8 protein-coding genes are annotated in these 16,615 nt (G+C 46.0%); 3 read left to right on the top strand and 5 right to left on the bottom strand.

Translation table 11 applies throughout. From position 1 onward, the window contains the following. Window positions 1-14: 14 nt before the first annotated feature. Window positions 15-3,887, top strand: a complete 3,873-nt coding sequence (locus EHV08_RS10080; protein ID WP_126679151.1) for a hypothetical protein — start codon at window positions 15-17, stop codon at window positions 3,885-3,887. Window positions 3,888-4,049: 162 nt separating this feature from the next. Here EHV08_RS10080 and EHV08_RS10085 read toward each other — a convergent pair whose 3' ends face one another. The 5 genes from EHV08_RS10085 to hflX form a co-directional block, all read right to left on the bottom strand. Continuing rightward, window positions 4,050-5,510, bottom strand: a complete 1,461-nt coding sequence (locus EHV08_RS10085; RefSeq protein ID WP_238988064.1) for a sensor histidine kinase — start codon at window positions 5,508-5,510, stop codon at window positions 4,050-4,052. A gap of 542 nt (window positions 5,511-6,052) precedes the next feature. After that, entirely contained in the window at window positions 6,053-7,699 is a 1,647-nt protein-coding gene (locus EHV08_RS10090) for a fumarate hydratase (protein WP_126679152.1), read from the bottom strand. Between the two features lie 216 nt (window positions 7,700-7,915). Beyond that, window positions 7,916-10,813, bottom strand: a complete 2,898-nt coding sequence (locus EHV08_RS10095) for a M16 family metallopeptidase (RefSeq protein ID WP_126679153.1) — start codon at window positions 10,811-10,813, stop codon at window positions 7,916-7,918. A gap of 32 nt (window positions 10,814-10,845) precedes the next feature. After that, window positions 10,846-12,711, bottom strand: coding sequence for a DUF4954 family protein (locus EHV08_RS10100; RefSeq protein ID WP_126679154.1), 1,866 nt, complete (start codon window positions 12,709-12,711; stop codon window positions 10,846-10,848). Window positions 12,712-12,770: 59 nt separating this feature from the next. Next, window positions 12,771-14,027: a GTPase HflX gene (gene hflX / locus EHV08_RS10105; protein WP_126679155.1), complete on the bottom strand. Its 1,257-nt coding sequence runs from the start codon at window positions 14,025-14,027 to the stop codon at window positions 12,771-12,773. Window positions 14,028-14,200: 173 nt separating this feature from the next. Here hflX and nagB point away from each other — a divergent pair, with 173 nt between their 5' ends. Beyond that, on the top strand, window positions 14,201-14,992 hold the full coding sequence (gene nagB / locus EHV08_RS10110; RefSeq protein ID WP_126679156.1) for a glucosamine-6-phosphate deaminase: 792 nt from the start codon (window positions 14,201-14,203) through the stop codon (window positions 14,990-14,992). Window positions 14,993-15,365: 373 nt separating this feature from the next. Further along, complete coding sequence (gene gwsS, locus EHV08_RS10115) at window positions 15,366-16,595, top strand: grasp-with-spasm system SPASM domain peptide maturase (RefSeq protein WP_238988065.1); 1,230 nt, start codon at window positions 15,366-15,368, stop codon at window positions 16,593-16,595. Window positions 16,596-16,615: the final 20 nt, after the last annotated feature.

The raw sequence follows: 16,615 nt of genomic DNA on the forward strand, positions 1-16,615 counted from the left end.
AATATCAAAACAGTATGAAAAAGTTATTTACTTTATTGTTACTGTCCCTTGTATTCTTAATCGCATCTTCACAAGAGTGCCTTGCTGATAATGGCGTGAAGATGAGGAAAGAAGAAACAGGTGCAGTGAAATCGTTCAAGATTATACCGAATTATAATCGTAAAACGAAAGTGTATTCCGCAAAAGCAATAGGTGATGTGCCAGAAGGAGTGACCGTCGATTTTAATAGTCAAGATATAAGCAGTTTTATTTTAAGTAAAGGTAATTCAAGTAGTATTACTATTTCCGGCATGCCTTCTACTTGTACTATTACGGGTATCTCTGCTATAGTAAGAGCCAATCTAAGAGGTGGTGCAGGCTTGATTACCGCAACAGAGGGTGATAATCAATTTGCTTCTTTGGCATTTCATGGTGGATCAATGGACGAGGCGCATGGAATAGTAAACGATTATGGCATAGAGGTAGGTGATAAAAAAACTTCTGTGAATTTTACATTTCCTAATGGTAATTATCAGGTAGGGGGTAATGATATTACACTTTTTGCCAAAAACTTAGAGGTTGTGGAGAAACCAGAATTTACTACAACTATTTATATAAATGAATACACTGTTTATTACACCGAACCTACAGCAACTCCTGTAAATATCAAAGTGACGATGAATGGCATTTCACCGACCATGAGTCTTGCAAACAAGGCAACGGGAGATGCCGTAGATGTAGGTACTCCGGAAGGAAGAAACTACAATTTCCAGGCTACGAAAGGTACTTATGTGCTCACGGCATACGCCACAAACGGAACAACAAATAACGGAACAATCGAAATCAACGTTACCGACGAACCGGAACAGTCATTCATGGTGTTCACAAACACAGCATACGCTACAAACACCAAAGGTGAAAATGTCTTCTGGGAGGCTGATGTGGATTACACCGTTGAGGCCGAAGTGAACTCACGCGAAGGAGTGAAACAAGAAATTACAGTAGGCAACAGCATAATACCGGGACGCAAAACTTTCCTTGCACTGAATGGCAACAGTTACTACGTGACGATGACACCAAGCGAGGAACATCAGGCCGAAGGTTACATGACCCTCTATAAGGCCGGCACACTTACGGCAGGTGTCAACGTGGCAGGTATAATACCGAAGGGTGGCGACCGCACTATCACTATTCCCGCCGATGCCGAACTGTTCCTTGGCATAAAGTTCGCACACTTCACTGCCTTTAAAGAGATAAAGCCAACAAAGACAGAGGTGGTTGGAAACAATAAGTTGCTGACATATCATTTGGCAGAATATCAGGTCTATAACTATCGCACTTGGCGTGAGGGTGGACTTACACAAGCAGGCTATTTCATTTCGAAAGCGGGCGACAACGTGTGTCCCGAACTGATTTTTACAGAAGAAGACTATGCTGCCTTCGGACCCAAAACGATAAAGCACGACGTGACATGGAACGGAGGATATGAGACCGGAGACATCTTCGTCAACATAAACGAACGAGGACATCTGAATATGAAGGTGGGCGATAAGTATGATGCGCACGCAATGCGTACATGGCAACTTACCGACACGCAGACAAACAACTACTTCATGGAACCCGACTTCCATTACACTGTAGTGGATTTGGACGGTAATCCGAGCACCGGAGTAATAGAAATTTCGCCGCGTCCTAACTCCGAAGGTGGCGACTGTTGGTCGGTAATAAACGCCGTTGGAAAAGGTACGGCAATTGTTCTCGTCACCTACGATGCCATCGGAACAAACTATTACGACTACTCGTATAAGACACAAAAGGTGGAGAAAACGCCTTATATGGGTGGCGAATATTGGGGCGCGATATGGCCCGAGAATACTGCTGCATACGTAGTTACCGTTGGTGGCGATGCTACGACCATCAAGCCTAACATGCACATCAACGAGGCATACAACACCGGCGCACTGAAGGTGGCAGGCGAAAACGTAGATGCAGAGCACGATGTGTTCTACTATCTTGATACCGAACCCGGCGCAGAATATACCTTCACTCCGGAAGGTGTGGCATCTGTGGAAATGGCATATCCTACTATCGGTGCACAGATGGCAACATACACCGGCTTCGGAAGCGAAGGCGTGACAAAGAATGACAACGGCTCATACACGCTATTACTGAAAGAAGGACGCCAGATAGTACGCATGAAAGATGCGCAGGGCAATGCCGTCTATCAGGTGCTCACGGCTAAACCGTGCCACCGCGAAATAACCAATGAGTCGCGTCCGGGCAGCAATATATTCCAACCGGGCGACAAGGTGAAGATTCAATACAGCGGTCTGCGCCACCCGGCAAACAAACTTTCGGGCATTTACAACATGTCTGCGTATGTTACTTACAACAGTGTGCCTAACGGTACGTCGCTGATTCTCGGACCGGGACAATACACCTTCGGCTCTGCTCCGGCAGCACAGGCAATCATGTTTGAGATTGCTGAAGACCATGATGTGGCCGCAACGCCGGAGATTGTAATGAATGAGGGCGTGTTACAGGTAAATGGTTACGGCGACCCAATTGGCAATCACCGCACCATAAGTCGTCTGGCAGGTCGCTCTCCTAACTTCACTGCCGTTCCTCACAAGACCTACTTCGGCTTCATTCCTGAAGTTCGTATTGCGCTTTCTCCTCTTAAAAAATTCGTGATTCGTCCTGTTTCTGACGTTCCGGATGTAGCATATACCATCACCAAAAATGGCAAGCCCGTGACTGATAATGGTGACGGTACGTTCTCCGGAACATACGGCAACTATGTAATCATCGGTGCAAAGGCGGGTTACAGATGTTATCGTGGCAAGTTCACCATAGCCGATGATGCTGAAGGCGAACAGATAGTCAATGTCGGTATGCAGAAAGCAAGTACGCCGGATGCATGGGACGGTGTGACAAAGACCGAACCGAGCAGCGTTGATGGAGTATATCAGATTGCTACAGGAGCAGAAATGGCGTGGTATGGCAACGATGTTAATTCAGGCAACAGGGACACAAAGGCTGTGCTCATTGCCGACATCGACCTCGCCGACTACGACTGGAGACCGATGGGCGGAGGCGTTACCAGCAAGGCTTACAAGGGAGTATTCGATGGTCAGGGACACACTATCAGCGGTATATACGTTGATAACCCAACGAACTCTCATCAGGGATTCTTCGGCTTCGTGAACAATGGTACTGTCAAGAATCTAACCATCGATGGACAAGTGACCGGAAGTCAGTATATCGGAGCATTGGCAGCATATCTGGGATACAATACAACGATTGACCGTTGTGTCAACAAGGCAACTGTGAACGCTACTGTTAGTTATGCCGGTGGTTTGGTGGGCTACCTCTCTGAAGGAACGTCTGTGATTACCAACTGCTACAACCTCGGTACTGTGAAGTCGCCACTCTCGGCCGGTGGTATTGCCGGTGCCAACTTCCTCACTGCCGTGGTAGAGAATGTGTTCAGCCTTGGAGAGATAGAATGTAATGACAAAGCCGGTGCATGTGTCGGCGGAACTTCTACCAAGGAGAACTTCAAGAATGTCTTTGCCGTGCGTGAGTACAACATCACCGACGCTCATACCCTCGTCACCGAGGAGCAGATGAAGTCGGGCGAGGTGGCTTATAAACTTGGCGAGGCGTTCGGACAAGAGATTGGTAAGGACGAACATCCTGTTATAGGTGGAATGAAGGTGTTCTATAGCGAAACCACTAACACCTACTACAACGAGTTGCCGAACTGCATTTATGAACTCGACTGCGACCTTTCGGGCGCGAAGGAAATCTTTGATGCCAACGGTCGCCGACTGCCACAGGCGCAACGCGGACTGAACATAGTGCGCTTGCAGAACGGTAAGGTGGTCAAGGTGACAAGAAGATAACGACCGATCTTCAAAAGATACATTAATTTTCGCCCGGACATTCGCAATGAGTTGCGGTGTCCGGGCGATTTTTTTGTGAAGTGACTCAGGATATTTTTAACCCATACCGGTAAATTAGAGTCCTTGATCGATTTTGTTCGATTGCCGGGCAGATTGTGCTGACTAAAGGTTTTTGCGCAGCGTGAAGGTCAGGCATAGTCCGCCCGAATGGTTGTTCTCCACCTTTATGCTGCCTCCATGTGCAAGCACCGCGTTCTTCACTATTGACAGTCCGAGTCCTGTTCCTCCCATCTTTCTGCTCCGTCCTTTGTCAACCCTGTAGAAACGCTCGAACAGTCGGTCAAGATGATGTTGCGGAACGCCCGCGCCGTTGTCGCTGAAGCGGAAGAGGTAGGCCTCGTTGTCGGCATGCACTGTCGCGCTAAGAGTTATTGTGGTGCCTTCGCCGGCGTATGCGATGGCATTGTCGGTAAGGTTGCGGAATATGCTGTATATCAACGATGGGTTTCCGTTGATGTGCATTGTGGGAGGTATATGCAGGTCGAATGTCATTTTCCTGTTTTCGAGTTCGAGTGCCACCTCATTCACTATCTTGCGAATTTGCTGCGCGATATCAATTTTCGTGAACTGTATGTTGGCCATTCCGTCATCCATTTGGTTGAGTGCCGAAATGTCGTTTACGAGATGTCCGAGTCTTATGCTTTGGTCGTAGCATCGTTTTATGAAACGCGTGCGCGTCTCTTCGTCGATGTCGGGCGACGAGAGTATTGTCTCCAGATAGCCCTCAATGCTCGCTATCGGTGTCTTCAGTTCGTGCGCTATGTTCTGCGTGAGTTGTCGTTTGAGGATGTTCTGTTCGTTTTTCGTCTTTTGCAGGCGTATGTATAGTTTCACGATATGCTCTGAAATCTCCCCCAGTTCGTCGTCAGAGAATTTCGCAAGGTCTTCTATGTTGAGTGTCATGTTCTTGTTGGTCTTGCTTGCGAATATCCTAAGTTGTGTAACGTTGTTGCTCACGCGGTTGATGAATCGGTAGAGCGACACCGACACTATGATAAGAGCAATGATTGAGATGCTCATGAAGATGATGTCTGTCGAGAGGTCTTTTCCGAGGTCTTCGTCGAAAGGCAGTGCCGTGCGTATTACCAATGAGTCGGCAGGGTAGTGTGTCGCGGAATAGAAGAAATTGCCTTTCACCGTGGCACTTGGTCGGCTTATGTCATATCCTCGTCCGTCTTTCAGAGCCTTTCTGAACTCTATGCGGTTGGCATGGTTCTTTATCGCCTCCGTCTTTTTTCGCTGACTGTCGAATATCACGGTGCCGTTTTCGTGTATTAAGGTGACGCGCATGTTCTCCTGCGGGTGCTTTTTTATATATTCTGTTATTGTTCCGATGTCGGCAATGCCACCGTTTTGTCTTTGCAGTTGCAGCATCTCATACATACGGTCGTTATAGTCTTGCAACCGTTGGTTGATGTTCTCTATCCTGTTTTTGTTGTCGTTCGACTTGTATAGGAACACGAACGAGAAAATCACGAATACGAACAGCGACAAAATGAGTATGAAAACGCGCCCTCCGATGGAACGTTTTCTTATGTTGCCATTCATTGAAGCAATATCCATATCCTCTTTTTTGCTTTTATATTATTGTAATACAATCGTTACTCTCGGCTCCGAAACGTGCCGTTTTCAGAGTGAAGCGCAGAAAGAACACTCACCTCTCATCGCTTATCTCCTTTGCAAAAGTAGTGAATTATCGTTGTCCGACAATGTTATAATGCCTTTTTCTTGCTTTTTGTAACATAAATATAATATCGTTCTGAACGGCTCGTAATTTCATATTCTTTTTTTCTTGGAAATACATAATGATGATTATTATTAGCGATATGACCACGAATCAGATGCCAATAGGATAGCCTTGTGATTGCAAAATGGGCGAGATTAGAAAGCAAATTGGGCGAATTTGGAAAGCAAAATGGGCGAAATTGCTGACCAAAACAGGCGAAATTGCTTTGCGCTTTCAAGTCTTTGGTGTCTTATTAAACAAGAGGTCTTAGCGGAAAATATCCCCTAAAACCTCTTGTTTAATAGTAAATATGATATAAAGAATCTATCATTTCCTTATCAGGAAAGGAATGATTGTTTCTTTTTCTTTTCGCTTTCTCTTAGCAACTGCACTGACGTGGTTTCAGTTGTTTGAAGAAATCGTTTCCCTTATCGTCAACGAGTATGAATGCGGGGAAGTCTTCAACGTCGATTTTCCATATCGCCTCCATACCGAGTTCGGGGTATTCAACACACTCTATCGACTTGATGCTCGACTGCGAAAGCACTGCTGCCACGCCGCCGATAGTGCCGAGATAGAATCCGCCGTGCTTGCGACAAGCCTCTGTCACCGCGTCTGTGCGGTTGCCCTTGGCAATCATCACGAGCGATGCTCCGTGCGCTTGGAACTCGTCAACGTATGGATCCATTCTGTTTGCAGTGGTCGGTCCCATCGAACCGCATGGGTAACCCTCCGGTGTTTTTGCCGGTCCGGCATAGAAAATGGGGTAGTCTTTGAAGTAAGACGGCATCTCTTCGCCTGCGTCGAGGCGTGCCTTGAGTTTGGCGTGGGCGATGTCGCGAGCCACGATTATTGTTCCTTTCAGGTTTACTCGGGTGCTGACGGGATATTTTGACAGTTCTGCACGAACGCTGTCAATGCCCTTGTCGAGGTCAATCTCTACTCCCTTGACTCCCTCTCCCGGCTTGCGGTACTCTTCAGGGATAAGTTCTGTAGGGTTATCGTCCATTTTCTCAAGCCATATACCGTCTGCATTGATCTTCGCTTTGATGTTGCGGTCGGCCGAACAACTTACTCCCATGCCGATAGGACAACTTGCTCCGTGGCGCGGCAGGCGCACTATGCGTATGTCGTGGGCAAGCGCCTTTCCGCCGAACTGTGCACCGAGACCTATTTTTTGAGCCTCAGCGAGGAGTTTGTTCTCAAGGTCGATGTCGCGGAAAGCACGTCCGGTCTCGTCGCCTGTGGTGGGAAGATTGTCGTAATACTTTATGCTTGCGAGTTTCACTGTCAGCAGATTCTTCTCTGCCGAGGTGCCACCGATTACGAATGCGATGTGGTAAGGCGGACATGCTGCAGTGCCGAGACTCTTCATTTTCTCCACGAGGAAAGGCAGCAATGTGCCCTCGTTCTGTATCGTAGCCTTAGTCATGGGGTAGAAGTAGGTCTTGTTGGCCGAGCCACCGCCCTTTGCCACCATTACGAAACGATACTCGTCGCCCTCTACCGCTTCAATATCTATCTGTGCAGGGAGGTTGCAACGTGTGTTGATTTCATCGTACATGTTGAGCGGTGCGTTCTGTGAGTAACGCAGGTTGTCCTCGGTGAATGTGTTATAGACACCGCGTGAGAGTGCTTCCTCGTCCTCGAAACCTGTCCATACCTGCTGACCTTTCTCACCGTGTATAATCGCCGTACCGGTGTCTTGGCAGAAAGGCAGTACGCCTTTGCATGCCGTCTCGGCGTTGCGGAGGAACTGCAGAGCGACGTACTTGTCGTTCTCAGAGGCTTCCGGGTCGCTGAGTATCGCTGCCACCTGCATGTTATGCTCGCGGCGCAGCATGAACTCCACATCGTGGAATGCCTGTTGTGCAAGCAGTGTGAGTGCCTCCTTGCTTACTTTCAGAATCTTGTGTCCTTCAAATTCGCCAATGCTTATCCCCTCTTTCGAGAGCAAGCGGTACTCCGTGGTGTCCTTTCCTTTCTGGAACATGGGAGCGTACTTGAACTCAGGTGTATTTGTCATAATGTTTGTTGTTGTTTATAATGTTTATGTTTTATTTCTGATGCTGTTCAGAGAAGAGAGAAAAGAGAGGAGGGGAGAGGTGGCGGGTGATGATCAACTTATGAGAAGGCTTGATGCGTAGGCCGTGCCATCGCTGCTTGTCGGTCACCATTCTCTCGTCTTTTTCTTCCCTCCTCGCTTCTCGAAAAACTGTCTTTGTTATTTTACTATTCGCTATTAGTAACCGAATATCGTTTCGGTTGAGATGCGTTTCACCGGTGCTATCTTGTTGAGAGCATCCATGTTGAGAGCATTCTCATCACCGAGAATGATGTAACGGTAGGGCTTGTTAGCCATAAGTTTCTTCTCGTAGTCAACAATGTCTTGCATTTTGAGTTTGTCAAGACCGTTATATACGCGCTCGCTGATGTCGTAATCGATGCCCAACCTCTTGTTAGAGAGATATTTGTATATCAGATTGAATTTCGTTACACGGCGGCTTTCGAGTTTCTTTTTCAGTGCATCTTTTGCGATGTAGAACGCAGTTTCGCTCTGCGGAATGGTGTCGAGGATAACGTTGAACTGCTTGATGCAATCCATCATCTTGTCGTTTTGAGTGATGATGTATGTGATGAAACTTTCAGGGTCGCCCTTACGGAACGGCGTTCTATAACTTGCGCCGGCACTATATGCCAGTCCGCGTGCTTCGCGCATTTCCTGGAATACTATCGAGTTCATGCTTCCGCCGAAGTATTCGTCAAACAGTGATGACACTGCCACTTCGTTCTCGTTCCAAGGACGGTTCTCGTTGTGGTACATGGTCATATAAATGTTCTGAGCCTGATATGGCGCAATATATACCTCGTTCTGAGGTGTTGCCTGATACTTGTAGCGTTTTCCTTCCGGCACGGTCATGAGTTTCTTGCCGATTTTGTGGTTCTTGTCGATAACCTTTATCAGCGATTCCTTACTTGACGGACCATAATATAATAATGTGTGCTCGTATTTCATCAGTTGCTTTAGCATGTCGAGCATAGCCTGTGGGTCGGTGTTGCGCAGTTCGTCGATGCTGATGTCGTTGCGCGTGGGGTTATACTCGCCGTACATACAGTAGTTCAGGAGTGCACGGTCGTTAGCCTGTTGGTTCTTCTTGTTGTCCGCTCTCTGCTTTGCTTCCTGTTCAACGAACATGTTCCACACGTCTTTGTCGGCGCGTGCGTTCATTATCAGGTCTTCGAGCAGTGCCACTGCCTTAGGCATGTTCTCGTCGAGTCCGTTAAGATTGATTGACATCTCGTCGTAACTTACGCCTGTGTTGAAGTCGCAAGCGAGGTTATAGAATTTCTTTTTGACATCCTCTGCGGTCATCTTGTCGGTTCCGATGAGTTGCAGATACTGTGCTGCATAAGAGTAACGTGGGTCTGTCTCGTCACCGATATTGAAGGTGTAACTCATTTGGAAACGTCCGTTCTCAGTGTTCTGAACATATACCAATGGCAGGTTTTTCTTTGTCTTGACGGTTGTGATGTCACGATTGAAGTCAACGAAGCGTGGCTGTATCGGTGTCACTTTTGATGACTTGATGTCATTTACGAACTTGCTTGACATGTCACGGTTGGTAGGAATTTCAGTTATTGCAGGTTTGTCAACCGGTGTGATGTTCGGGTCTTCACCTTCTTCCTTATAAATTACTGTGTAGTTCTGCTTGAAATAACGGTTGCAGAAATCAACAATTTCTTGCTTTGTTATTTTTGACACGCGATCCATACGTCCCACTACCTGTTCCCAAGGTTTGCCGATGATGAACGCATCCACGTACATGTCGGCACGATTCCTGTTAGATTCTATTTGCGTATAGAAACCGAGTTTCATGTTATTGATAACCGCCTTCAGCAGTTCTTCGCTGAACTCGCCACGCTTTAGTTTCTCAACCTCTCCGAGAAGGAGGTCGCGAACCTCTGTCAGTTTCTGTCCCTCGTTAGGTGTTCCGGCCATTATGAATACCGAACCGTCCATCATTGACTCATCGCCGGCCCATGCTCCGAGAACTTTCATGCTCTGATTGAGGTTGAGGTCGATAAGACCTGCGGTGCCATTGTATAGCAGATTACTAATGACTCCCAGTGTGTCGCTCTGCAACGTAGCACCTCTGCCAAATCTCCAACCGAGCCATACGTTTGCTGCTTCCTTGCCCAGTACGGTGGTATCGGAAGGCTGAGTGAACTCAGTCATTGCCTTGAACTTAGGCTGCTCAACGTCTTTGCCCGGCTCCCATTTACCGAAGTATTTGTCGATTATTGCCACAACTTCATCCGGGTTGAAGTCGCCGGCCATACAGATGGCCACGTTGTTCGGGCGATACCACTTGTCGAAGTAACGTTTGATGTTTGTTATCGACGGATTTTTCAGGTGAGCCTGTGTTCCTATCGTTGTCTGTGTGCCATAAGGGTGACCGGGGAACAGTTTCGCCGAGAGTGCGTCGAACATCTTGCGAGTGTCCTGTGCCAGACCGATGTTGTACTCCTCATAAACGGCTTCGAGTTCGGTGTGGAAACCGCGTATTACCATATTGAGGAAGCGGTCGCTCTGAATCTTTGCCCAGTTCTCAACCTCGTTCGAAGGAATATCTTCTGTGTAGCATGTCACATCTAACGAAGTATAGGCGTTTGTTGCCTGTGCTCCGATTGTTGCCATCAACTTATCGTATTCGTTCGGGATAAAATATTTTGCTGCAATCTGTGACACCGAGTCAATCTCATGATACTTTTGGCGGCGCAGTTGCGGGTCGGTGATGTTGCGGTATTCCTCGTACAGTTGCTCTATTCGGTCGAGATAGGGAGCTTCTTTTTCCGGATTTGATGTACCATACTGCTTTGTACCCTTGAACATGAGATGCTCAAGATAGTGTGCAAGTCCCGTTGTCTCGGCCGGGTCGTTCTTCGAACCGGTACGCACGGCGATGTATGTGTGTATTCTCGGTTTCTCTTTGTTTACCGAGAGATAGATTTGCAGACCGTTATCCAGTGTGTAGATACGTGTCTTCAGCAGGTCTCCGTCCACCGTTCGGTAGTTGTAGTCCTTCGCTCCGGCTGTGATGCACAACAACAGAAGCAACAATGTTAATGTTTTTCTCATAATTTTAATAATTAGGTTTATATTTATATTTCTCAATTTTCGAAGTCAGTCTCGTGGTCAAGACTATTGATGAAGTTCTCATAAACTGACTCTTCCACGTCGCCCATTTCATATTCGTGACTTGCGTCCTTGCGTATTTCGGCAATCCATGTGCGCCTTGCCTTGATATAGTCCTGACGTATGCGCTCGATGTCCGACTCTGTTATATGGTCGAGTCGGTAGTAGTCGAGTATCAGACGGTATGTCCATGCCCACTGATATTCGCGATAATGGTCGTTTATTTCGTTGAATCGGTTTATCACTTGGTTGATGTCAGACAGTTCACCATTCTTGATGTCGTCTATCAGTCGTTGTTCTTCGCTCTCCGGCAGCAGCAGTCCCGCAAGGTCGTTCCACTTGCCCAGTCCTATGCTTGTCGATGGTACACCGAATGTTCCGCGCTTGAGTACACGCTTCATCACGGCTCCCATATATATGCGCAGTGCTATGTCATAATATTTTATACCCTTTTCGAGCGACGAGCCCTTTATGAGATATTCATGATAGATATACTCGGAAACGTTCTTTCCCGATGCTTCGCGCAGGTCTTCGAGAATCTTCTTTCCACGGAGAATTTCCCCGACAGAGAATGGCGAGAGCCAATCGAAGTTCACGATGCTCTTCTGGCACTCTTGCGGACGCATGTCGCGCTTGGGCCATTTGCGTATGTCGCGATACAGACCTACGGTCGTAATGTTGCGTCCCGGCACGAGATACATGTCGTCGTTGTATGAAATGAGGTAGGAGAAAGGCAGGTCGCGCGTGTCGGGGTGGTGCATCAGTTTGCCGAAGCACACCGAGAATGTACCGATGTTTGCCGGCATCAGCAGGTAACAACCGCTCGCTGTCTTCGTTCCTCGTTCCAGTATTCCATAGTGCATCGGTCCCATCTTGTAGGCATGGTTCGAGAAGTTGGTGGCCGAACCGGCATTGTAGAATGAGAACTGGCCGCCGATAAGCAGCGAACTTTTGTGGTGACTTGCCGAGAACGGACCGCAGAACGCGGCGCATGCCTCACCGTTTGCCATGTACGAATTGGCGAAGAATACACTCGCCGAGGCGGTGAAGCCGTTGCTTATCTGGCACGCCTCGCCAACGAAACAGTTCTGCATCTTGACGCTGTTGATTATGCTCGAACCATCGCTTATTATCGAGTTCTCACAGATTACTCCGGTGCCGATATACACGCTGTTGTTCGGCGAACTCATTATAGAGCAGTCGCTGAGTCGTGCCACACCGTCAATCTCGGCCGCATCGCTTATTATGGTGTTCGTTATTTCTTTCGTGTTCACAATCTTCACGCCGTTGCCAATCGTGCCACGGTCGGGTGTGTGCAGCCTGATGTCTTCGTCAACGAGTCGGCGTATAGCTCCTTTCACGTCCTTGTCTTTGAAATGTTTCACCATGAAAGCGGCAAACTGCGAATTAAGATTGCCAAAAAGCACTACGTTGCCGTCGCCCACCTCGTTGAGCACCGACACGAGATTGCCCTGTCCGAAGGTTGCCCCATCGGTCGTTTCCATTGTGCATACGTTAGAGATGTAGCACCCCTCGCCAATGGTGTAGTTGTTTATGAAGTTGCTGATGTTCTCTATCAGACAGTTGTCGCCCACCGAAACATTGCGCAGTGTGGCGCGATAGATGCCCGAATGTTTGAAGAAGCCGCGGCTCACCTCAATATTATTCTCGAACACTCCGATTTTCACTGTGCCATAAAACACCGCGTTCTTCACATATTTAGGTACGAAATCCTCTGCCACATCAATAGCCGACCAGTCCTCTGCCCAACAGTTGTTGCTCTCAAGGATTTCTATTTCATTCTCTGTAAGTTTCCTGTAATTGTTCGTATCTATATTCATCAAATATCAGTTATCTTGTTATATTTGCCATATCTCCACACGGTTGAAAACCTTCGCCATTACTCTCCTTCGTCATACTGCTCATAAAGGAAGTCGTTGTACGGATATTTCTCCACGTGCAGTTGGCGCACTTTTTCGTACAACGTATCACGAAGCAAATCGACGTTTGTCCTCTCTTTTGCCGAGATGAATATGCAGTCGTCGTTCATCTTCGCCATCCATGTCTTCTGCAGTTGTTCGAGTGTGATGTTCTCGCGCGTCGGCGGTGTCAGGTCGTCAGCCTCTTTCTCCACCCATGTGTATGCATCTATTTTGTTGAACACAATCATCTGCGGTTTGTCGGCAGCCCCAAGGTCTTTCAAGGTATTGTTTACCACCTCTATCTGCTCCTCAAAGTCGGGGTGTGAAATATCCACGACATGCACCAGCATGTCAGACTCGCGCACCTCGTCGAGTGTCGATTTGAACGAATCTACAAGGTCGGTGGGCAGTTTTCGGATAAACCCAACGGTGTCGGCGAGCAGGAACGGCAGGTTCTCTACCACCACCTTGCGCACCGTAGTGTCGAGTGTGGCAAATAGTTTGTTCTCGGCGAACACCTCGCTTTTTGAAAGAAGGTTCATCATTGTCGATTTACCCACATTGGTATATCCCACGAGAGCAACGCGAATCAGTCGTCCACGGCTTTTCCGCTGTGTGGTTTTCTGCTTGTCAATCTCCACGAGACGCTGTTTCAGCAGCGTGATGCGCTGCAGAATGATACGGCGGTCCATCTCCAACTGTGTCTCTCCCGGGCCGCGCAGTCCCACGCTTCCCTTACCTCCTCCGGAGCCTGAGCCACCACCCTGACGCTCAAGGTGAGTCCACAGTCTTTGCAGTCGTGGCAACATATAGCGATATTGCGCCAACTCCACCTGTGTCTTGGCATTTGCCGTCTGTGCCCTCATGGCAAAAATGTCGAGGATAAGCGAGGTGCGGTCGAGTATCTTTACCTTCAATTCCTTTTCTATGTTGCGTATCTGCTTGGCCGACAACTCATCATCGAATACCACCATACCTATCTCACGCTCGTTGTCTTCTTCGTCCTGTATAAATTGTTTTATCTCTTCGAGTTTTCCCTTTCCAACGTATGATGTCTGACTCGGAGCACTCACTTTCTGTGTGAACCGTTTCACACATACCGCTCCTGCGGTATCGACGAGAAACTCCAGTTCGTCAAGATATTCCTTTGTCTTTGCTTCGTCCTGCTCTCTTGTGATGATGCCTACAAGTATCGCAGTCTCGGCTTTGACCTCGGATATTACAAATTCTTTCATCAATTAATTTTGCTAATACAATGTTTTTAGATACGCTTATTATCGCGACAAAATTACGAATAATTCTGCGAAGCACCAAAAAATGCCTACTATTTTATAAAAAAATCGGAGCGTTTCTTGTCGGTTTTTTACAAAAGTATTATTTTTGCAGCGGTTTTTTTAAATGTGTTATTATGAGATTGATTATTGAGTCAGACTACAAACGGATGTCTGAATGGGCTGCAAACCATGTTGTTGAGAGAATAAATGCCTACAACCCAACGGCGGATAACCCTTTCGTTCTCGGTCTTCCCACAGGTTCATCGCCCGAAGGGATGTATGCCGAACTGGTGAAAGCATATCGCGAAGGACGTGTTTCGTTCAAGCATGTCGTAACGTTCAATATGGACGAATATGTGGGACTGCCGGAAAGTCATCCGGAGAGTTACCACTCGTTTATGGCGCGTAACCTTTTCGACCATATCGACTGCCCGAAAGAAAACATCAATATACTCAACGGCAACGCTGCCAACCTCGAAGAAGAGTGCGCAGCCTATGAGGACAAGATACGGGCGGCCGGAGGAATACACCTCTTCATCGGTGGCATAGGCCCCGATGGTCACATCGCTTTCAACGAGCCATTCTCGTCGCTATCGTCGCGCACCCGCATCAAGACACTTGCCGAAGACACTATCATTGCCAACTCACGTTTCTTCGGAAATGATGTCAGCAAAGTGCCCACCCGTGCCCTCACCGTAGGTGTTGAGACGGTAATGGATGCCCGAGAGGTGATGATACTCGTGAATGGTCACCACAAGGCACGCGCCCTGCAGGCAGCAGTGGAAGGGCCGGTGACACATGTGTGGACAATCAGTGCGCTGCAAAACCATCGTAGAGGTATAATTGTCTGTGACGAAGCCGCTACCGATGAACTGAAAGTGAGCACTTACAAATACTTCAAAGATATCGAGAAGAACAATCTGTAAATGCTTTCGGCGCGGATACTCCGTGCTCATATAAGCCAGAATATGTAAAATCGCCCATTTTGCTTTGCAATTTGGGCGATTTTACTTTCCAAAATCGGCGATTTTGCAGACCAATTTTGCCCATTTTGCCCGCAAAAGATTCAATATTTCTGTATCTTTCAGATAATCAGCAAACTAAGAATGAATAAAGGATAAATGGGTTACAAGTTGGAAACGAGCGAGTTTCTTTCCCTCTCTTTATTCTGCAATGTCTCAAAGAACACTTGATTTATTGCTGCAAATATAATATTTTTTAGGAAAGACTATTAACTTCGACGAGGAAAAACATATCTAAAAAAAATAATGAGTGGTTTTCTTGCAAATATAAGACATATTGCTTATATTTGCAAAGAGGAATATTCCCACAAAATTTCTTTATCCATTTAATGATGGGATTCATATTGATTCAATTATTGATTTTGAGAAGTTAGAATTTGCTGTACCTGAGGTTTCTGAAAATGCTTCAAGCATTGAGGATAAACAAACTCTTCAAAGTTATTCTTCAAAGGATTTTGAGGATATTAAGAATATGTACCTTTTGATTTTCCATGATGTCATTATTTCAAAAGGGAGAAACCAGTCTATTCTCTATGACTTGTCGGAAAAAAGATTATTTAAAGTGCCAAATTCTGTTATTGAATTCATAACTATTTTGGGAAATAAAACGATAGGAGAAATCTTAAATTCCTTTTCTACATATGAAAAAAGAATTCTTTTTTCATATGTACAATTTCTTCTTTCAAACAAACTTGCTCGTTTAGTAAATAATGTAGAGCAATTTGGATCGCAAGAACAATTTATAAAGGGCTTCAAAGAGAGTCTTAATATTTCAACTTCTATAATAGACTCTGCAATTATTGATATCAAAGAAACATCATCATTTGATATTCAAGGATTTATTAAAAAATTAACCTCATTTCGATGCAGTAAAATTCTATTACGTTTTTGGGAAATAAACATGGACTTTTTTAAGAAAGCTATATCTTGCATACGAACTTCAAATTCAATTGTACGTGTTGATACATATCTTCCAATGGAAATGTATTCACAAATAGTCACAATCATCGAAAATGAATGTAAATTGTTTAACATTCTTGTTTTTCGATGCGATAAAAGTTCTATTTCATTTATTAATCCAGATATCATAGATTTGCGAAAAACTATATATAAAAGCACAAAGCAATCTTTAGCACCCACAGATTGTGGTAATATCAGTTTTGGCAAAACAGCTTTAATACCAAGAAGCGATTATATTTTAAAAAATATTTTTGTAAATTCTTGTTTGTATAAAAAAATATCTGTTGACTCAGACGGATTTGTAAAAAATTGCCCATCTATGAGACATCATTTTGGTCATGTTGACTCAGTTGATTTATGTAAAGTCATAAAAGAGAATTCTTTCACAAAATATTGGTATATAACTAAGGACAAAATAAACATCTGTTCTATATGTCAATATAAATACTCATGTTTTGATTGTCGGGCATATACAGAAGACGATACTCTATATGGTCGTCCAAGTAAATGCCAATTATCCACCTCGTCAAATCAATGGAAAAAATAATTTCGTTTCTAATATGAATA

Origin of the sequence: Prevotella koreensis (genome assembly GCF_003977605.1) — a bacterium.
Classification (GTDB): domain Bacteria; phylum Bacteroidota; class Bacteroidia; order Bacteroidales; family Bacteroidaceae; genus Prevotella; species Prevotella koreensis.

Bases quoted from the DNA above. Each gene is read 5' to 3' on its own strand.
- EHV08_RS10080 (WP_126679151.1), top strand. From the start codon at position 15: ATGAAAAAGTTATTTACTTTATTGTTACTGTCCCTTGTATTCTTAATC.
- EHV08_RS10085 (WP_238988064.1), bottom strand. From the start codon at position 5,510: ATGGATATTGCTTCAATGAATGGCAACATAAGAAAACGTTCCATCGGA.
- EHV08_RS10090 (WP_126679152.1), bottom strand. From the start codon at position 7,699: ATGACAAATACACCTGAGTTCAAGTACGCTCCCATGTTCCAGAAAGGA.
- EHV08_RS10095 (WP_126679153.1), bottom strand. From the start codon at position 10,813: ATGAGAAAAACATTAACATTGTTGCTTCTGTTGTTGTGCATCACAGCC.
- EHV08_RS10100 (WP_126679154.1), bottom strand. From the start codon at position 12,711: ATGAATATAGATACGAACAATTACAGGAAACTTACAGAGAATGAAATA.
- hflX (WP_126679155.1), bottom strand. From the start codon at position 14,027: ATGAAAGAATTTGTAATATCCGAGGTCAAAGCCGAGACTGCGATACTT.
- nagB (WP_126679156.1), top strand. From the start codon at position 14,201: ATGAGATTGATTATTGAGTCAGACTACAAACGGATGTCTGAATGGGCT.